Source organism: Alkalicoccobacillus porphyridii (assembly GCF_007293315.1).
Classification (GTDB): domain Bacteria; phylum Bacillota; class Bacilli; order Bacillales; family Bacillaceae_D; genus Alkalicoccobacillus; species Alkalicoccobacillus porphyridii.
This window is the reverse complement of sequence record NZ_VLXZ01000011.1, coordinates 65,282-83,951: the sequence shown is the minus strand read 5'-3', so window position 1 is coordinate 83,951 and position 18,670 is coordinate 65,282. Positions and strand designations below refer to the sequence as shown.

General features: G+C 42.1%; 19 protein-coding genes. 4 read left to right on the top strand and 15 right to left on the bottom strand.

The window, feature by feature from the left end; genetic code table 11:
* Positions 1-2: 2 nt before the first annotated feature.
* Genes FN960_RS16230 through FN960_RS16200 form a run of 7 tightly spaced genes read right to left on the bottom strand, consistent with a single transcriptional unit; the run spans position 3 to position 5,788 of the window.
* Positions 3-371 (bottom strand): Na+/H+ antiporter subunit G, encoded by a 369-nt coding sequence (locus FN960_RS16230; RefSeq protein ID WP_143849903.1) that lies wholly within the window; start codon positions 369-371, stop codon positions 3-5.
* On the bottom strand, positions 349-633 hold the full coding sequence (locus FN960_RS16225) for a Na(+)/H(+) antiporter subunit F1 (protein WP_143849902.1): 285 nt from the start codon (positions 631-633) through the stop codon (positions 349-351). The genes FN960_RS16230 and FN960_RS16225 overlap by 23 nt, the downstream gene beginning before the upstream one ends.
* Positions 633-1,109, bottom strand: a complete 477-nt coding sequence (locus tag FN960_RS16220; protein ID WP_143849901.1) for a Na+/H+ antiporter subunit E — start codon at positions 1,107-1,109, stop codon at positions 633-635. Before FN960_RS16220 ends, FN960_RS16225 begins: the two co-directional genes overlap by 1 nt.
* A gap of 31 nt (positions 1,110-1,140) precedes the next feature.
* A complete protein-coding gene (locus tag FN960_RS16215) occupies positions 1,141-2,622 on the bottom strand; it encodes a Na+/H+ antiporter subunit D (protein WP_143849900.1) in 1,482 nt (493 codons plus the stop codon).
* Positions 2,615-2,953, bottom strand: a complete 339-nt coding sequence (locus tag FN960_RS16210; protein ID WP_143849899.1) for a Na(+)/H(+) antiporter subunit C — start codon at positions 2,951-2,953, stop codon at positions 2,615-2,617. Before FN960_RS16210 ends, FN960_RS16215 begins: the two co-directional genes overlap by 8 nt.
* Positions 2,953-3,378 carry a Na(+)/H(+) antiporter subunit B gene (locus FN960_RS16205; RefSeq protein WP_143849898.1) on the bottom strand — a complete coding sequence of 142 codons (426 nt, stop codon included), beginning with the start codon at positions 3,376-3,378 and terminating at the stop codon, positions 2,953-2,955. The genes FN960_RS16210 and FN960_RS16205 overlap by 1 nt, the downstream gene beginning before the upstream one ends.
* Positions 3,365-5,788 carry a Na+/H+ antiporter subunit A gene (locus FN960_RS16200; protein WP_185971073.1) on the bottom strand — a complete coding sequence of 808 codons (2,424 nt, stop codon included), beginning with the start codon at positions 5,786-5,788 and terminating at the stop codon, positions 3,365-3,367. The genes FN960_RS16205 and FN960_RS16200 overlap by 14 nt, the downstream gene beginning before the upstream one ends.
* Positions 5,789-6,432: 644 nt before the next feature.
* Between FN960_RS16200 and FN960_RS16195 the strand changes: the two genes are divergently transcribed.
* Entirely contained in the window at positions 6,433-7,131 is a 699-nt protein-coding gene (locus FN960_RS16195) for a universal stress protein (protein ID WP_143849897.1), read from the top strand.
* Positions 7,132-7,184: 53 nt separating this feature from the next.
* Here FN960_RS16195 and FN960_RS16190 read toward each other — a convergent pair whose 3' ends face one another.
* Both FN960_RS16190 and FN960_RS16185 read right to left on the bottom strand, forming a co-directional pair.
* Complete coding sequence (locus tag FN960_RS16190; protein ID WP_143849896.1) at positions 7,185-7,784, bottom strand: nitroreductase family protein; 600 nt, start codon at positions 7,782-7,784, stop codon at positions 7,185-7,187.
* Between the two features lie 50 nt (positions 7,785-7,834).
* The gene (locus FN960_RS16185) at positions 7,835-8,692 is read right to left on the bottom strand and encodes a VOC family protein (RefSeq protein ID WP_143849895.1); all 858 of its coding nucleotides are present in this window, start codon (positions 8,690-8,692) and stop codon (positions 7,835-7,837) included.
* Positions 8,693-8,854: 162 nt separating this feature from the next.
* Between FN960_RS16185 and FN960_RS16180 the strand changes: the two genes are divergently transcribed.
* Together FN960_RS16180 and FN960_RS16175 are read left to right on the top strand one after the other, a co-directional pair.
* Positions 8,855-9,166, top strand: coding sequence for a winged helix-turn-helix transcriptional regulator (locus FN960_RS16180; protein WP_143849946.1), 312 nt, complete (start codon positions 8,855-8,857; stop codon positions 9,164-9,166).
* A 397-nt stretch (positions 9,167-9,563) separates the two neighbouring features.
* Positions 9,564-10,562, top strand: coding sequence for a Gfo/Idh/MocA family protein (locus FN960_RS16175; RefSeq protein ID WP_143849894.1), 999 nt, complete (start codon positions 9,564-9,566; stop codon positions 10,560-10,562).
* 1,304 nt (positions 10,563-11,866) lie between these two features.
* On the opposite strand, the gene FN960_RS16170 is transcribed toward FN960_RS16175, so the two are convergent.
* The 3 genes from FN960_RS16170 to rsgA are packed head-to-tail and all read right to left on the bottom strand — an operon-like array spanning position 11,867 to position 14,829.
* Complete coding sequence (locus FN960_RS16170; protein ID WP_143849893.1) at positions 11,867-12,238, bottom strand: DoxX family protein; 372 nt, start codon at positions 12,236-12,238, stop codon at positions 11,867-11,869.
* A 27-nt stretch (positions 12,239-12,265) separates the two neighbouring features.
* A complete protein-coding gene (locus tag FN960_RS16165; protein ID WP_143849892.1) occupies positions 12,266-13,738 on the bottom strand; it encodes an MDR family MFS transporter in 1,473 nt (490 codons plus the stop codon).
* A 35-nt stretch (positions 13,739-13,773) separates the two neighbouring features.
* Complete coding sequence (gene rsgA / locus FN960_RS16160; RefSeq protein ID WP_143849891.1) at positions 13,774-14,829, bottom strand: ribosome small subunit-dependent GTPase A; 1,056 nt, start codon at positions 14,827-14,829, stop codon at positions 13,774-13,776.
* 306 nt (positions 14,830-15,135) lie between these two features.
* Here rsgA and FN960_RS16155 point away from each other — a divergent pair, with 306 nt between their 5' ends.
* The gene (locus tag FN960_RS16155; protein ID WP_143849890.1) at positions 15,136-15,774 is read left to right on the top strand and encodes an NUDIX hydrolase; all 639 of its coding nucleotides are present in this window, start codon (positions 15,136-15,138) and stop codon (positions 15,772-15,774) included.
* On the opposite strand, the gene FN960_RS16150 is transcribed toward FN960_RS16155, so the two are convergent.
* Genes FN960_RS16150 through FN960_RS16140 form a run of 3 tightly spaced genes read right to left on the bottom strand, consistent with a single transcriptional unit; the run spans position 15,765 to position 18,633 of the window.
* Positions 15,765-16,769 carry an ABC transporter ATP-binding protein gene (locus FN960_RS16150; protein ID WP_143849889.1) on the bottom strand — a complete coding sequence of 335 codons (1,005 nt, stop codon included), beginning with the start codon at positions 16,767-16,769 and terminating at the stop codon, positions 15,765-15,767. The genes FN960_RS16155 and FN960_RS16150 overlap by 10 nt on opposite strands.
* Before the next feature lie 18 nt (positions 16,770-16,787).
* Complete coding sequence (locus FN960_RS16145) at positions 16,788-17,702, bottom strand: C40 family peptidase (protein WP_143849888.1); 915 nt, start codon at positions 17,700-17,702, stop codon at positions 16,788-16,790.
* Between the two features lie 4 nt (positions 17,703-17,706).
* The gene (locus FN960_RS16140; protein WP_143849887.1) at positions 17,707-18,633 is read right to left on the bottom strand and encodes a S66 peptidase family protein; all 927 of its coding nucleotides are present in this window, start codon (positions 18,631-18,633) and stop codon (positions 17,707-17,709) included.
* Positions 18,634-18,670 lie beyond the last annotated feature (37 nt).

Sequence of the window (18,670 nt, the reverse complement as noted above, 5' to 3'; positions counted from 1 at the left end):
TCTTAATTTTCTTTTTGACGCTCTTCCTTTAAATCCTCTTTCAGCTGATCCTGTACACTCGTTTCTGTCATAGGAACCCCTGAATGATAGGCGGCACGACAAATTAAGTGACCTGCAACGGGTGCTGTTAAGAATACGAAGAAAATCCCCAACAGAAGCCGCACACTTACAAAATCATTCACTAACCAGAAGAAGACAAATGTCCCTGTTAATGTACACAATACACCGAGTGTAGCACTTTTGGTTCCGGCGTGAGAGCGCGTATAAACATCAGGTAACCGAATGATACCAAAAGCACTAATTAAACTCATCGTGGTCCCCACCATTATAAAAATGGCTGCAATGACTTCACCTGTCCCGCTTACGTTCAATGACAACACCCCTCTCTATAAACTTAGAAAAGGCAACTGTTGCGATGAAGGCTAAAATTCCTAGCAATAAGATAACCTCAAGAAACGCTTGGGAATCAAGGGCAATTGAGATTACTGCTACTGCCGATATTAAATTAATACCAATCGTATCAAGAGCCACCACTCTATCTGGCATGGACGGCCCTTTAATTACTCGGTAAAGTCCGATTACGATTGATATGGAAAGAAAAACTAGGGCTACATATCCTACTATTTCAAGCATTACCGAGTCACCTCCATGATGGCTTTTTCAAATGTGGCTTTAGCCTTTAATACAGCATCTCTTGATTCTGGTATATCCATCGCATGAATATAAAATACGTTTCCGTCCTCGGAAATCTCAAGTACAACAGAACCTGGAGTAAGGGTTAGAAGCAGCGATAATACCGTTAGCTCCAGATCACCCTTCAGCTCTGTTTCAAAGCTGAAAATACCAGGTGTAATATCTAGTTTCGGTCTTAGAATCTGCCTAATCATTAGAACACTTGATAGAATCAGCTCTAAGATAAAAAGGTAAAGCAGACGAAGAATGGAAAACACTTTCTTTAAATAAAATTCTGATGGAAAGAAACGTCTCATAATAAATATCAAACTAAGCCCCACCAAAAAGCCTGTAATAAAGTTTGTCAGCTCAAATGAATCTTGGAGAAAGACCCATAGGAGGGCAATGAGTATATTTAACAGTAATTGAACAGGCAATTCCTCACCTTCTTTCGTTTAAGCTAATGGCTTAGTTATCGTAAAGCACGGCATCAATATAGATGGAAGGATTCATGAGTGTCTCGGCAGCTTGGGTAACATATCCGGAAATACCCTCTACACCCAGTCCAAGACCTATACTTAAGGCTGCTAAAAAGACACAAGGGAGAAGCATGCCTTTTTTAAGTGGAATCACTTCATCATCACTCAAAACGGTCTCACCCCAAAATGTGTTTTTAAATATTTTGAGAAGTGAATAAAGCACCAGTAAGCTTGAACCTAACGCTACGGCTGCAATGACGTAAGATCCTCCTGATAGTGCTCCTTGAGCGACCAGTACTTTACCGATAAACCCACTTAATGGGGGGATCCCTGCTAATGAAAGAACTACAAGAAAGAACGTCCATCCAAGCACTGGATAGTGGCGAATCATACCGCCGACATTCTTTAACCATGCCTGTCCTGTTAGATAAACGATTGAACCTGCAAGTAAAAAGAGTAGTGCTTTGGCAATCATATCATGAATTAAATAATAAATTGCTCCTTCAATGGCTGCTACATTAAAGACAGCCAGCCCCGCGATAATAAACCCTACAGCAATGACAACGTTATAAGAAACAATTCGTTTGATATCCTGATAGGCAATCGCCCCGATACCACCGAGGATCATTGTCGCTCCGGCCATGATTCCAAGCAACGTATGAGTAATGCCTGGCTCATGATAGAACATTAACGTAAACGTTCTGTACAAGGCATAGATTCCAACCTTCGTTAACAATGCTCCAAATAGAGCGGCCACTGCAGCTGGTGGTACAGCATAGGAACCTGGAAGCCAGAAGAATAGGAACAAGGCAGATTTTAAAGCAAATACGATAAGGAATAGAATCGCTACCGTTGTCAGAATACCTGATTGCTCAGCCAAAGCCACTCGTTCTGAAATCTGAGCCATATTTAAAGTACCCACTGCTCCGTATAGGAACCCTATCGAGATTAAGAACAAGATAGAAGAGATAATATTAATCAACACGTATTTAATTGATTCTCTCAGCTGAATCCTCTCTCCTCCGAGTGAAATAAGGACATAGGAAGCGAGAAGCATAACTTCAAAACAAACAAATAAGTTGAAGAGGTCCCCTGTTAAAAATGAACCAATAACGCCCGCCAATAGAAATTGTACAAATGCGTAGAAATAATAGCTTTCTCGCTTGTGGCTGATTGAACTAAACGCGTAGAACAAGCAAGCGATGGCTACAATCGCCGTTGTAAAAACGAGGATAAGAGCAAACATATCACCTACAAATACAATACCAAACGGTGGCACCCACCCTCCTAAATGGATGGTTTGAATACCTTGGGTTGAAACCTGGTGAATCAATATCGCTGTGACAACAGCAATTCCTACAGCAGAGATAATGCTGAGTATTCGTTGAAGTGTGATCTTATGTCTAAAGACAACCATCACGAGTCCCGCTACTACTGGAATGAGCATTGGGAAGATGACAAGATTATTCATCTTTATTCCCCCTTAGGTGGTAAAGGTCGTCCGTCCCAAGCTCTTTGTTACTTCTATACGCCAGTACAAGGAAAAACGCCGTTACACCAAAATTGATAACAATGGCCGTTAGGATAAGGGCCTGTGGAAGCGCGTCCACATATAAGTCGTTCCCCTGACCTAGCAAAGGAGCTGCTCCCCCTTTTAAACCACCCATTGTAATCAGTAATAAATGTGCACCATGTGAATAAATAGCTGTACCTAAAATGATGCGGATAAAGTTTCTAGATATGACCATGTACGTGCCAACCGCAAATAATAGTCCGGTTAATAATGCCATAAGTGTCTCCATTAGCTAACATCCTCACTTATGCTTAAGATGATCGTTAAGGCTGTACCAATAACTGCAAGTGATACACCAATTTCAAAAATAGTAACTGTTGTTAATTCGGTCTCTCCAAATATCGGAAGATCAAAATAAGCAAACTCCATATTTAGGTAAGGTTGCCCAAAGAACAAGCCAACCAGCCCATTAATAACGGCAATTAGTACACCGATTCCCGCCATCAGTCGATAATTAATCGGGATCCCTTTGTCTACCGTTTCAATATCAAAGGCAAGATAAAGCAGGACTAAGGCAGAGGCAAGCACAAGACCGCCAATAAATCCTCCACCCGGTTCATGGTGTCCAGCCAAAAACAAATACACACCAAAAGTCAGGATGATAAACGTAGCTACTTTACTCACCGATTGTAGAATGACATCATTCACTTTCACGCTTATCCCCTCCTTCTGTTGAAGTTAGTTTAATGAGTGTATAAACACCAAGGCCTGCGATACATAAAACTAAAATTTCAAGCATTGTATCAAACGCACGGAAATCAGCTAGAATCGCGTTAACGATATTTTTACCACCCGCTAATTCATACGCATCCTCAAAATAAACGGAGATGCTATCAAACAGTCTATTCCCTTGAATAGACAAGGTAATGAGTGTGATAAGCGTTCCAACGCCAATTGAAAGAGCCAGCTTAAAGCTCTTCATCTTCCTCGAAATCTTCTCTTCTTTCCATTCCGGTAAGAAGTAGAAGCATAGAAGGAACAGCGCAGCAGATACCGTTTCAATCACAAGCTGAGTCAGAGCCAAATCCGGTGCCCGGAAGATAACAAAGAAGATCGCAACCATATAACCTAGTACACCATTAAGAATAATGGCTGTAATTCTTGATTTAGCAAAAATGATGGCGACAGCAGCAACCGCAATAATTCCAATCAGAATCATTTCGTATAGATTAACCGAAGCATCATTGGACGTATCAATCACAAAACCGTTTGTCGCAAAGATTGTCGCTGCTACTGACAGGATAATGAAGACAAAGATATAAGCCAGATAGTGACCAAGATATCCAGTCATATATGAGCCAGTCAGTCTCTGTGAGCCTTTTTCTGAACCTACAAGCATTGCGTTATAGGCACTGTTAAAGGACCATTCGCGTGGGAAAAGTGCGTACACACCTTGCCATTTGCGTAGATATAAGAACAGTACGCTACCTAGAACAACAACCGCAACTGTCATCCAAAGTTCAGGAGCATGCCAACCATGCCAAGCTGTGATGTTAGTGTAGTATTCCGCATTTGTTTCAATTGGCAATGGTAAAACCGCTTGAACAGCCGGATTCAAAATATAATCAGCTAATGTTTGCGGGAAGAAGAATATTACTATTACAAAAGAAACTAGTATGCCTGGTGGAATTAACATCCCAAGAGGCGCTTCATGTGCATTTTTCTCAAGTTTCTCTGGTTTGTATTTACCGGTAAACGTTCGGAAGACAAGGATCATACAATAAACAAATGTCAGTACACTTGCTAGCCAAGCTATGATTGGAAAAAGCAGTCCAAACGTTTCCATATTAAAAATTCCAAGTTCCGCTGCGCGTAGAACGGAGGAGAAAAACATTTCCTTACTCAAAAATCCATTAAATGGAGGTAATCCAGCCATCGCAAAGCTGCCGATAGCTGCAAATGTAAACGTAATTGGCATGATCGTCATTAAACCGCCAAGTCGACGAATATCACGTGTACCGGTTTCGTGGTCAACAATTCCTACAACCATGAAGAGAGCACCTTTAAATGTAGAGTGGTTGACGAGATGGAACAGAGCTGCAAGAACAGCTAAAGATGTGTATTTAAAGGAGTCTGATCCCCCATCAAAATACAATGCAGCTGAACCAATACCTAACATACTCATAATCATACCTAGCTGACTAATCGTTGAGTATGCGAGTAATGCCTTTAAGTCTGTTTGTCTAACGGCCGTGAAAGAACCCCAGAATAACGTGATGAGACCTACCGTACTTACAACCCAGAACCATGTGGCGTCCCCACCAAATAATGGAGTAAAACGAGCCACTAGATAGATACCCGCTTTTACCATTGTTGCAGAGTGTAAGTAAGCACTAACAGGTGTTGGTGCTTCCATCGCATCCGGCAACCAGATATGAAATGGGAACTGAGCGGATTTAGTAAATGCTCCAAGCAAAATTAAGATCATAGCAGGAATAAATAGTGTAGCGTCAGACAGTTCACCCGCTTGTCCAATGATGTCACGTAGACTCCATGTTCCTGTCATGGCGTACAACATAATGAATCCAGCGAGCATAGCAATCCCGCCAAATACAGTAATGAGCAATGATTTTTGTGCACCATATCGAGATTTATCCCTCTGGTACCAGAAGGCGATTAATAGGAAGGATGATACACTCGTCATCTCCCAGAACAGATAAAGAACCATTAAATTATCGGATAACACCACACCAAGCATGGCACCCATAAATAACAACAGATAGATATAGAAATGGTGCAGTGACTCTCTTTTCATCGATAAGTAATATACAGAGTATAAAATAACAAGAGCTCCGACTCCTGTAATTAAAAGAGCGAGAATCAAGCTAAGTCCATCTAAGTATGTGACAAAGTTAATACCAATTGAAGGTATCCAGTAGACGGTCTGTGTAAATACATGATCATTTGCCACTCCTGGAATGAAAGTCGCTAAATAAATGAATAAAACAAGTGGAATCGGAAATACAAACCATCCTGTATGGATGCGGGGTATTTTCTTATAAAAGAAAGGAATAAAAACAGCGTACAATATCGGCAGAAAAATGGCGAAATTTAACCAGTTCAAAGCATGACCTCCTAGAGTTTCGAACAGGACACCTGAATGTTCAGATACTGACGTTTTTTTAGCTAATCTTCCCTTAGACAGAAATATATTCTGAATGCGAAGTAGTCCTTGAATTGAGTGTTGTATAGGTGTATGATGTAAGCAAATAATGGAATTAACGTGGGCACTAAATTTGTCCATTCCAATAGGACTGTGCAATAACCTGCGCAGTCTGCTTTAAAGAATAATACTGAGTGAGCGGGGCTCTGCTCTTAGGAAGTAGAAGCAACCTATTATCCCTATACAATAAGATTTAAAGCATTTAATTTACTGATATGGGCGGTAATACTGTTTCTCATTTATAAAAAGTATATAATAAATAATCGCTGATTGCACACGATAGAGACTGTATTTGCTTTCTGTCTCAAAATCGTAACATTTCCCCTCCTAAATTTTAGGTATATTCGTTTTAAGAAATGTATACTATAGAGCCTGTATTGATAGTATCGTCCTCTTTTTAAAAATAATGATAATAAGAATTGAAAAATTGATTGTTTCATTATATACTGAATTGGTTTTATAATCGGTTTAAGCCAATGCATATACCGTCACTAGGTTTCGTTCCCAATAGATTAAGGAAGTAAAATTAAGAGGTGAATAATTATATGAAGAATCCAAAAGGAAGAATGGATGAAAGCATACTTGTTTGTGTCTATTATGGTCCAAATGGTGAGCGATTGATCAAGCGCGGCTGTAAAATTGCAAGCATGCTCAACTGTCCTCTTTACATTCTAACAATAGATGCCTTACCATATGATGAGCTTGATGCTGAGAAATCCGATTATATTGAACGCTGGAAGCAGCTTGCCATCGAACATAATGTGGAAGAGTTTATGATTAAGGATAATGAAAAACGCCCAGCAGCTAAAGTCATTGCTGAAGTTGCTCGAGAAAAACACATTACTCAAATTATCATCGGACAAACAGCTAAAAGTCGTTGGGAAGAGATTACTAAAGGATCATTTATGAATGTTCTTTTACGTGAGATCCCGTTTGTTGACTTCCATGTTGTCTCAGTTGACCGTTCACTTAAAACGGAAGAAGGGCACTATGAAAAAGGCTGTCGCGCTTACTTAACAAAAGATAAAGAAGGCGCGTATCGTTTAAGCTTCTCTCATCCAAAGGATGCTGTTTTCGAGGGGATCTTCTTTAAAGAGCAAGGCACAGACTTTAATAATGGTGTGTTCAAATTTATGAATGACAACAAAATGATGCAGGTTCATATCACGGACGATGATGTAACAGAGCCGGAAGTGGTTGCCTCCTGTACAGCTAGAATTAAAGAAGAAATGCTAAAGAAATAAGTTAAACTAAAAGCCCCGTTTCACTTTTATAGTGATACGGGGCTTTTTTTATTTTATCTGTATACCTTCACTCTTTCTTCAATGGAATTAAATTGCTTCTCACCAGCAGGTGCGGTTGGTTTTCCAAAGGGCATTTGAGCTCGAAGCTTCCAAGATGCAGGGACGTTCCATTCTTTTTGCACAGCTGAATCAACTAGTGGATTATAATGCTGAAGCGATGCCCCATAGCCTTCTATTTCTAACCCTATCCAAACAGCAAATTGATGCATACCTGATGTCTGTTCAGACCATACAGGAAAATTGTCTGCGTATAAGGAAAATTGCTCCTGAAGCTTAGCGATAACCTCTTCATCCTCGAAAAAAAGAACTGTTCCATACGCCTGTCCAAACATCGTCATTTTCTCTTGCGTAGCACCAAAATTTTCTTCAGGCACCACCTTACGAAGTGTTTCCGTCGTTAGTTCCCAAAACTTATCATGCTCTGTACCTAACAATACAATCACCCGAGTTGATTGAGAATTGAAGGCAGATGGCACATATTTAACCGCGTGCTCTATAATCTCTATGATTCGTTCATCTGATGCAACAACATCTTTGCTAACTGCATAATAAGACCGCCGATCTTCTACTGCTTGAAAGAAATCCTTACTCACACTGATAACCCCCTTTGTTTAATAACCCACATTAGTATTTACATACTCATCTACTTCATACAAACAAACCGTATTTTCATTCCGGATGGGTCTGTCACCCAAAGCTGATCCGGATCCTCTGAATAACTAACACCTGCAGAATCCAATCTGAGTATTAGTTGGTCCCTCTCATTGTTATTAACTAGCTTAACGGTATAGTATGACATACCTGCAGCGTGATCCGGAGTAGCCGGAGCACCTTTTCCAGCCCAAATGTTAAAGCCGAGGTGATGATGATATCTACCAGCCGCCATGAACTTAGCCTGCATCCAACTCTGATAATCACCAACCGTTTCAAAGCCAATCACGTCCCGATAAAATGCCTCTGTCTCATCAAGATCTGACACATGCATATGCACATGCCCAATCACGGTCCCCTCAGGCAGACCATCCCAAGGTTTGCCCTTTGCTTCTTGAAGAAGTCCCTGAATATCAAGAGGGTCCGATGCCATTTTGTAATCGCCGTTCGCTTCAACCTCCCAAGTGTCACGGCTCCTATCCCGGTATATCTCCAGCCCATGCCCATCAGGGTCAGAAAGGTATAAAGCTTCACTTACAAGATGATCCGCTTGACCAATAGGTATCTGCTTATCAGCAAAATGCAAAAGAATACGAGCAAGAGAAGCTCGGTCAGGTAACAGAATAGCCACATGATACAAGCCTGCTGATGAACGCTGAGGAAGTCTCACTAACCCTTCCACCTCCTCCAATTCAAGCAACACTTCTGAACCCACGCTTAACCTTGCTACTGGATGTTCGATTTGGATCAAAGTAAATCCGATGATCTCTTTATAAAATGCCACAGATTGATTTAAGTTAGAGACTCTTAATTTAACTCTTCCTAGCTGAGTACCTGAATGTATAGCCACTTCTTATTCCCCCCGATAATCATGTCATTGAATATACGTAGTATGCGCCATTATATATTTTTATGGAAGTAGGCACTTAAAAGTAGTATAGTGTCATTATAGATACTGAAGGAGGTTACTGGTTTGGAGACATGTAAAGTAGATACAGCCCTTGAAATTCTAATGGGCAAATGGAAACACCGCATTCTATTCGAATTACAAAAAAACGATGTCATGCGCTTTAACGAATTAAAACGAGCGATTCCAGGCATCACACAAAAAATGCTAACGGCCCAGCTTCGTGAACTTGAACATCATGACATCGTGGTCCGAAAAGTGTATGCTCAGATCCCTCCAAAAGTCGAATACGCAATGACCGAGTACGGAAGCAGCCTGCATCCTTTACTAGCTGCTATGAATGACTGGGGACAAAAACACGCCGAGCATCTAAAGCAGCTCGAAGAAGAAAACTCACTCAAACAAACAAACGCATAATACACGTAATATACAGAAAGAGGAGCTTGATAATGAGCTCCTCTTTCATTTGTTTTAAAGAATGACACCATGCGCGGAAAAGGGACAATGGTGCGCGTTATATGTGACAGAATGCTCGATTTTTTTATAATTGCGTGATACCGCAGAAAACTGTTCAAGAAAGGATTAATGCTCCACAAAACACCCTCCCTGTTTGCAAAGCTTGATTCTATGCCTATATCAAAGCGTCTGCTTCTTGCTAACAATCCTGATTTTTTACCATTATTTAGCTATTCATATAAAAGAAATTGAAATTTAGATATAAAAAATACCTGTTTATCTGTAGAATCTGGTAAACTAATACTTGAATTAAGCGGTTTCATAATAATGTGTAGTACATAACAAAGGAGGAAATTACGTGGCAACAACAAGAAAAATTAAATGGGGTATTTTAGGGACAGGTGGAATTGCTAAAAAATTCGCAGCTGACCTTGCACACGCAGAAAACGGTGAATTATTTGCAGTTGGATCCCGGACGACTGAGTCAGCTAAAGCATTCGCTGATGAATTTTCAATTCCTCACGCATTAGGTAGCTATGAGGAGCTTGCCAATCATCCAGAGGTAGAAGCAATCTATGTAGCTACACCTCATCCGTACCACAAAGAAAATGTACTAACTGCTCTTAACGGAGGCAAAGCTGTCCTATGTGAAAAACCAATGACAGTTAACGCTGGTGAACTTGAAGAGCTTATTACAACAGCTAAAGAAAAGAATTTGTTTCTTATGGAAGCAATGTGGTCTCGTTACCTTCCTGCACTAGTGAAAGTAAGAGAATGGCTTGCAGATAATAAAATTGGAGACATCAAAATTGTGAAAGCTGAATTTGGCTTCAGAATTGGCTGGGAACCAGAAAGTCGCCTTCTAGATCCAGCATTAGGCGGAGGCGCTCTTCTTGATGCAGGAATTTATCCTGTCTCTTTTGCTTCAATGGTTTTTGGACCAAATCCAGAACGAATTTGGACAACTGCCCACATCGGAGAAACAGGAGTAGATGAACACTTTTCAATTCTACTTGATTACGGGAACGGCAAAACGGCCTCTCTTCACGGCGGCGTAAGACTTGGTTTACCAAATGATGCATTTATTCATGGAACAAACGGATACATTCATATTCCTCAGTTCTTATTTGCAGATCAAGCAACTCTTCACATCAACGGTGAGGAGCCAGTTACATTCTCTGACTCTCGCGGAGAGCAAGGCATTTCCGGTTATAAATTTGAAGCGGAAGAAGTCGGACGTGCTTTACTAGAAGGCAAAAAAGAAAGCTCTGTTATGACACTTGACGAGTCACTTGCCATTATGAAGCTTCTTGACAAAGTAAGAGCAGATTGGGGATTAACTTACCCATTTGAATAGTATTCTGAACAATAACAAGAGGAACGGACATTGATATGTCCGTTCCTCTTGTTTTTTTTAATGGACAGAGCTCTTGGTAAGGTGCTCTGCCTTCTTGCTTTGCGGTGCTTCTTTCTTGGTATCGTGCTCCGACTCTTGGTTAGCAGCTCGTTCTTCTTGCTTGGCAGTGCTTCTTTCTTGGTATCGTGCCCCGGCTCTTGGTAAACAGCTCGTTCTTCTTGCTTGGCAGTGCTTCTTTCTTGGTATCGTGCTCCGACTCTTGGTAAGTGGATCCGCCTTCTTGCTTTGCGGTGCTTCTTTCTTGGTAACCTGCCCCGGCTCTTGGTTAACAGCTCGTCCCTCTTGCTTAACAGTGCTTCTTTCTTGGTACGTGCCCCAGCTCTTGGTAAACAGCTCGTTCTTCTTGCTTGGCAGTGCTTCTTTCTTGGTACGTGCCCCGGCTCTTGGTAAATAGCTCGTCCTTCTTGCTTAACAGAGCTTCTTTCTTGGTACCCTGCTCCGGCTCTTGGTAAAGAGCTCGTCCCTCTTGCTTAACAGTGCTTCTTTCTTGGTACGTGCCCCGGCTCTTGGTAAAGAGCTCGTCCCTCTTGCTTAACAGTGCTTCTTTCTTGGTATCGAGCTCCGGCTCTTGGTAAGCAGCTCGTCCCTCTTGCTTAACAGTGCTTCTTTCTTGGTATCGTGCTCCGACTCTTGGTAAAGAGCTCGTTCTTCTTGCTTATCAGTGCTTCTTTCTTGGTATCTGCTCCGGCTCTTGGTAAGTAGCTCGCTCTTCTTGCTTGGCAGTGCTTCTTTCTTGGTATCGTGCTCCGACTCTTGGTAAAGAGCTCGTTCTTCTTGCTTATCAGTGCTTCTTTCTTGGTATCTGCTCCGGCGGGTAAAGCCCTTATTAATGTCTATCTAAAACTAGCGGACGAAAATGGAGGGCCGACACCTGCGGGATAAAAAGGAGGTCACTGAAAAACGATCTTTATAAGACTGCGAAATTTCTTCAATTATTTAATTCAGAACGTTAGCGGAAGGAGAACCCGTAGACTCCTGCGGAACAGAACGAGTCTGAAGACATCGAAGTGGTGGTTTTCCACTTCGATCGCTGAGGCCGTTCTTGCGGGTGCTAGGGTTCTCCTGTAGCGGCGCTATTCAGCTCATTCTTACATGACTTTTTCAGTGCCCTCGATAAAAAGGTTCAATGAGATAAATCGACGTAGTCGGGTTAGCTCATTACCTTCCCTCAGGTAAGTGCCCCCATTTTCGGGAGCGGCTGCCGAAGAAACAATACTAATTTACCGCGCTCCTCACCCTCTACCTCAAGCCTTTTTTGAGACGAACAACACCCAACAGATAAGCAGCGGTTGGAATAAAAAACGAATCCATAATATTAATGGGTCGGTGTACGTCTCCCATGGGGCTGGTATTTCAGCAATCGCCATATAAATATTAGCAGGAAACACTGCTACTAAATATATAGCGGTGAGGATACCTGCCACTCGTCTTGTCCGTTTAATTAAAAGCATGATGGCCAAAATCCATTCCATCACTCCGGTAATATAAACAATTGGATATTTAAATGGCACCCATTCCGGGAACATTCTCGCAAACCCGTCATCTAGTGTAAAATGGGCAATTCCAGCGACAATAAATAATAATGCAAAAGCGTATAACAATATCAGTCTTACCATCAATCATGCCTCCCAGAAAAAGTTTTCTTACTGAGAGGGTTCCTCTTTTTTACCGTACTTCAAACTTGGTTTGATCAATAAAGCGACAATTAGGACGATACATGAGAGCACAAATCCTGTTGAAAAGCTTTGCTGGGCTCCGATTGCCAGTGCTTCTACCTCCTGAGCTGCGGATGGATTTTGAATACCTTCCAATGCTCGGTGCTGTCCATTTTCCATAATAGAGATAAACAATGCGACTCCAATCGCTCCGGACACCTGCATTAACGTATTGGATATGGCTGCTCCATGAGGATATAATTCAGCAGGCAGCTGGTTAAGTCCATTGGTTTGTGATGGCATCATAACCATGGCGACAGAGATCATGAGTAATGTATGTTGGAGAATAACAAATCCGATTGGCGTGCCAGCCTCGATAAAACGATAGGAAAATACGCTGGCTACCATAAGGATTGCTCCTGGTATGAGTAATACTCTTGGACCAAATTTATCAAATATACGTCCCATCACTGGGGACATGGCTCCATTTATAATGCCTCCTGGAAGCATCACTAGGCCGGTTGTTACGGCGGTGAATGCAAGAACCGACTGCATATAAATAGGCAGAACTAGCATCATGGCAAACAAGGTCATCATGACGGTAATAACCATTGTTAATCCTAATGCAAACATCGGATATTTTAATACACGTACATCTAGCTGAGGTACTTTCATTTTAAACTGTCTCCAGCCAAAAAGAATAAGTGAGACGAATCCGATAATTAGAGATCCAAGAACCTCTAGATCCATCCACGTTGCTTCCCCCTCACCAGCCATACTAAAACCGAGCACGATCCCACCAAAACCTAAAGTAGATAGAACAAAGGAGAGAATGTCCAGCCTTGGCTTCGTTAATTTCGTGACATTTTTTAAAATATAATAACCGAATAATAATGACATCATTGAGATCGGGAAGACAAGAAAGAACAACCATCTCCATGTTAGATGCTGTACGATTAATCCAGATACAGTGGGGCCTATGGCTGGGGCAAACATGATCACCAAACCAATCATACCCATGGCTGCTCCTCTTCGTTCAATGGGGATGATGACTAAAATGACGTTCATTAACAATGGAATCATAATTGCTGTTCCAACAGCCTGAATCATTCTTCCCGCTAACAGGAAGGAAAAGGTCGGGCTGAATCCGGCTACTAAGGTTCCTAATGTGAACAGACCCATTGCTGTGATAAATAACTGCCTTGTTGTAAAACGTTGAATAAAATAAGCTGAGATCGGAATTAAGGTTCCAATAATGAGCATGTAGCTTGTCACAAGCCATTGTGCATGGCTTGCCGCTACACCTAAGTCAGCCATAATAGCTTGCAGGGCGACGTTTAAAACTGTTTCGTTTAAAATGGCTACAAATGCTCCTGAAAGCAACACTGCAATCAAGGGTACTACCTTTACTTCTGGTACGTCTTTAGGTATTTGTGTATCTGCTGTTGATGTGACATCCATCTGTTACGTTCACTCCTATTCCTGTTCAAAAGCCTTTATTTTCTCTGGCTTTTTGTTATCTGCTTCCAGCGTTTCTTTTCTTGGATCATTGCTCTTTTGTCTACTTGTCTTTTGGCATATGCTTGTTCACGTAGTAGCTTCAAATATCCTTGGTAGCGTTGCTCGCTTAATTCGCCTAACTCAATGGCTTCTTGAACACGGCAGCCTGGCTCTTGATTGTGGGCACAATCATTAAATCTACATTCCTCTGCTAATTGGTAGATGTCATTATAGCTTTGTTCCATTCCCTCCTCGGCTCCAAGTAGCTGAATTTCACGCATGCCTGGTGTATCAATTAATCCAGTACCACTAGGAAGCCAAAAGAGTTCGCGGTGTGTGGTTGTATGCTTCCCACGATCATCTGAGCTTCTTGTTTCCTTTACCTTTTGTACATCTTCAGACATTAATGCGTTGGTAATACTGGATTTCCCTGCACCAGATGATCCTAAGAGCGCCACAGTTTTACCTTGAGTGAGATAATCTGAAAGCTGCTCCATCCCCTCTCCAGTCAGTGCACTAATAGCATGAACCGGTACGCCTGGGCACGCCACCTCTACCTCTTTTACTAATTCTTCGGCTTCTGAACAGAGATCCAGCTTACTTAATAGAACGACAGGGCTTGCGCCGCTTTCGTAGGCAAGCAAAACATAGCGTTCAATTCTGCGAGGGTTAAAATCTTTTGTTAGTGCTGTAACAATAAACAACGTATCTACATTCACAGCGACTAGTTGCTCCTCATACGTATATCCGGCTGCTTTGCGACTAAATTGACTCGACCTAGTTAATACTGCATGAATGATTGCTTTTCCTTCGCCTTTTCTTACAGTAACAGCTACCCAATCACCAACAGCTGGATAATCGGTTCGTTCTATTGAATCAAATGCAAGCTTCCCTGATACTTCACTAAGTAGCTCCCCTTCCGTCGTCATCACTCGGTACATTCGTTTATGTTCTAACACGACTCTTCCAGGTATGCACTCATCTAGCTGAAGCTGCTCCCACTCCTGTTGCCTTTGCTCTGACCAACCAAATTGCTTATTATTCAATATCATCGTCTCCTTTTATCAACTTCTCATCCAACAAAAAAAGAGACCACGGACGGCCGCAGTCTCTTTGTTATACATGCGTTTCCGGACAGACGACAGCCTATCCCACGCTGGATGATGATCTCAAAAAAAGAGCTCGATTTCCTTGAAGGTTATATAGGCTGCCTTATGAACATAATGGATTTTTCTAATTTCTTTGCCATAAGACATCGCCTCCTTCGTTGTTTTTTACATCATACTTTATTTTTAGATGTCCCACAAGTAAAATTAGCATAATTAAGCTAATTTAAATGAGGAGAGGAGGTCTCAAGAATGGAAACTGAACAATTACGTATATTTACAAAAGATGGTGAATGTATTGGTACTGAATCACGTGCGGATGTGCATCAGCATGGATATTGGCACGAAACCTTTCACTGCTGGATGATTGGGGTAGTGAATGGCTCATGGTGTGTTGATTTACAGTTTAGAAGTCCTACAAAAAAAGATTTCCCTTCTTCTTTAGACATTTCTGCAGCTGGGCATTTACTTAGTCATGAGACAAAGGAAGACGGTGTTCGAGAGCTAGAAGAGGAGATTGGTATCGATACAAAATATAGCGAGCTCGTTTTCCTAGAAACGGTATTAGACGAAATTCATACAGATTCCATCGTAGATAAAGAACGCTGCCAATTGCATCTTTACCCGCATTTGCCGAATAAGGTTGAAGGCTATACTGTTCAAGCTGAAGAGGTTGGCGGTATGTTTCGGATGTTATGGTCCGACTGTAAGTTAATTCTCACAAACTCAACCGCCACTGCAACAGCTGCTGGTTTTCTATTGACTGAACAACAGATAAAGGAGCCCAAAACTCTGCATGTTACTAAGGATGACTTTGTTCCACATAGTGACAATTACATCCAGACCCTTATTCAAGCCGTTGACCAGTTTATTCTGATTAATCAAGACTGAAGCGTCCTAGCTGCGGTTTCTTTTGCCGCTCCGGTCTCTTCTAACAAATGACAGGCGGCAAAATGCCCCGCCTTCCACTCTTTTAATGCTGGCTTAGCTTCTGCACAGACATCCATAGCATAGGCACAACGAGTTCGAAAGACACATCCGCTTGGTGGATCAATTGGGCTCGGTAGCTCACCCTTTAAGATGATTCTTTCTCTCTTATCCTCAACATCTGGATCGGGGATAGGAATCGCCGATAATAGAGCCTGAGTATATGGATGAAGTGGGCTGGCATATAGAGAGTCACTATCGGTGAGCTCTACTATTTGCCCTAAATACATCACAGCAATACGGTCACTAATATGCTTAACCATCGACAGATCGTGAGCGATAAAAAGGTAGGTCAACCCCCTCTCCTTCTGTAGCTGCTTCAATAAATTCACAACCTGTGCCTGAATCGAAACATCTAGCGCAGATATGGGTTCATCCGCAATGATGAATTCAGGCTCAAGCGCTAAGGCACGCGCGATGCCTATTCGTTGCCTTTGCCCGCCACTAAATTCATGTGGATACCGCTCAGCATGCTCCTCGTTTAATCCCACTGTCCGCAGTAGCTCGTGCACTCGCTCCTTACGCTTTTTTCCTTTGTTTAAGCCTTGGATCACCATGCCCTCTGCAATACTATCCATCACGGTCGCTCGAGGATTTAATGAGGCATATGGATCCTGAAAGATCATCTGCATTTGACGTGTCAGCTGTTTCCGTTCATGTTCCGTCGCTTCAAATACATTCACCCCGTTAAAATAAACGTCTCCAGCTGTTTTTTGATAAAGGCGGATAAGTGTCCGACCTAATGTGGATTTACCACAGCCAGACTCACCTACCAGCCCAAAGGTTTCTCCTTTTTTTATGCTAAATGATACGTCGTTAACGGCTTTTAGTGTTTTTCCTTTATCTACAGCAAAATGCTTTTTTAGATAAGATACCTTTAATAATTCCTCGGAGCTCATTGTTCATTCCTCCACCCGTTACTTCCCTCGCGCCCAAAATCTCTTTGAAAGGCAGTGTTCTTTTTTATACATTCCCTCGATCTTCACTTCCTCCACGCTTTTACCTGTTTTAGGGGAGTGAAGTATTCGCCCATCTCCTGCATACATCGCGACGTGGTGAACTCTGCCTACCCCTTCTTCATACGCAAAATATAATAAGTCACCAGGTTCTAAGTCCTCTGGTTCGATGGTTGTTCCTACCTTAGCCTGCTCAGATGCATCTCTAGGAATGGTGATTCCATAGGCCCGATGCAGTTGATATACAAACCCCGAACAGTCGAAACCGAACCCACTCATTCCTGCCCATAAATAGGGTAACTTTAGAAATTGCCGACCCAAATCAACCATCTCTTGTCCAGAGTTCGGTAATAAGTATTCATTTGTGTAAACGATCCGAACATCCTGTTGACGTAGCTTTCCTTTTCCTAAAGGCGTTTGTACAATCACCCAGCCTACTTCCTCAGAGCTAATTATAGGCAGACGTGTTTGGAAGCTGAGCTCCATAAACTTTTCCCCATCCATGTGATAAAGCCAAGCAGTAGGACTTTGAATAAACACTTGTGAGGTTTCACCATAAAGAAGAGCTATTTCTTCTATTTGTTCAATTGGAAGCCAGCCAGGGTATCCTTCTTTTGCCTTAGCTGTAGGTTGATCCGATACAAAGACCTCTGCCCAGCCATTTTCTTCTCTTAGCTTGACTACCTCTTGACCAAACAACGCTTGTGTTTGTGCGCGGTTAGCTGTGCACAAATCAAGCCTTTCTTCATAAGTTAGCTTGTTAAGCCAGTCTCGAATCGCGTCAGGATATCTGAGCGCTGGACGATCTATTTCACGTGCCGACTGTGGGTCAGTCCAAATTGTGGCCACAGACGTTCGCACCGCATATCGTTTCATGTCTCTACTCTCCTCTTAAACCGGGTTCAAAGGTAATGGTTTTGTTATCAAAATCAATGGTAGCATTAGCTCCTAACGGGAAGGATATCGTTGAATTACCATGCCCTGCTGACATAACACCTATAGCTGGAACATTTGCCTTCTTTACATGATGCAAAAGAATGTCCTCTATCGAAAATGATTCTGTTCTTTTTCGCGGGAAACATCGGTGGAAATCTCCTATGATCACCGCTTCAGCCTGCGCAAGCTTTCCGGCCATTCGTAATTGATTGATCATTCGATCCACACGGTAAGGCTCTTCATCTACATCTTCTATAAATAGAATCTTTCCTAATGTATTAATCTCAAATGGCGTTCCAAGGGAGCTAATAAGCAGCGTTAAATTCCCACCGATAACAGGAGCCGTTCGTGGTTGCGCTGGCTGATTAATCACATAAAGTGGTGAGATGGATTCATCATAAATAATGATCTTAGGTTTCATGACCTGGCTAAGGTACAACTCAGTCAGCGGATCAACCTCTCCTCCCAAATCACTACTCATCATGGGACCATGAAATGTAACAAGACCTGTTTGTTGATAAAGTGCTAAATGGAGAAAAGTCGAGTCGCTATATCCCCAAAACACCTTTGGGTTTGCTTGAATACCCTCAAAGTCCAAATACTCTACCATCCGTGCAGACCCATACCCCCCATACGCGCTAAAAACCCCTTTTACCTCTGGGTCCAGAAACATTTCCATAAAGTTGTGAGCACGTTCTTCATCGGTGCCAGCTAAATACATTTCGCGTTGAGCAATGAGTGGACTTAGCTTCATCTTTAACCCGTATTTTTCATATATCCGAAACCCATGTTTCAGTTTCACCATATCCGGAGGGCTTGATGGGGCCACAACACCTATGGTATCGCCCTGCTGTAGCATCTTTGGCTTCAACCCACTCACTCCCTTTTTAAAAACAAGAGGGTCCAGT

Coding starts and splice junctions, on each gene's coding strand:
- FN960_RS16155 (WP_143849890.1), top strand. CDS start 15,136: ATGGAAACTGAACAATTACGTATATTTACAAAAGATGGTGAATGTATT.
- rsgA (WP_143849891.1), bottom strand. CDS start 14,829: ATGATATTGAATAATAAGCAATTTGGTTGGTCAGAGCAAAGGCAACAG.
- FN960_RS16210 (WP_143849899.1), bottom strand. CDS start 2,953: ATGGAGACACTTATGGCATTATTAACCGGACTATTATTTGCGGTTGGC.
- FN960_RS16170 (WP_143849893.1), bottom strand. CDS start 12,238: ATGGTAAGACTGATATTGTTATACGCTTTTGCATTATTATTTATTGTC.
- FN960_RS16150 (WP_143849889.1), bottom strand. CDS start 16,769: ATGAGCTCCGAGGAATTATTAAAGGTATCTTATCTAAAAAAGCATTTT.
- FN960_RS16215 (WP_143849900.1), bottom strand. CDS start 2,622: ATGAATAATCTTGTCATCTTCCCAATGCTCATTCCAGTAGTAGCGGGA.
- FN960_RS16165 (WP_143849892.1), bottom strand. CDS start 13,738: ATGGATGTCACATCAACAGCAGATACACAAATACCTAAAGACGTACCA.
- FN960_RS16180 (WP_143849946.1), top strand. CDS start 8,855: ATGGGCAAATGGAAACACCGCATTCTATTCGAATTACAAAAAAACGAT.
- FN960_RS16225 (WP_143849902.1), bottom strand. CDS start 633: ATGCTTGAAATAGTAGGATATGTAGCCCTAGTTTTTCTTTCCATATCA.
- FN960_RS16145 (WP_143849888.1), bottom strand. CDS start 17,702: ATGAAACGATATGCGGTGCGAACGTCTGTGGCCACAATTTGGACTGAC.
- FN960_RS16195 (WP_143849897.1), top strand. CDS start 6,433: ATGAAGAATCCAAAAGGAAGAATGGATGAAAGCATACTTGTTTGTGTC.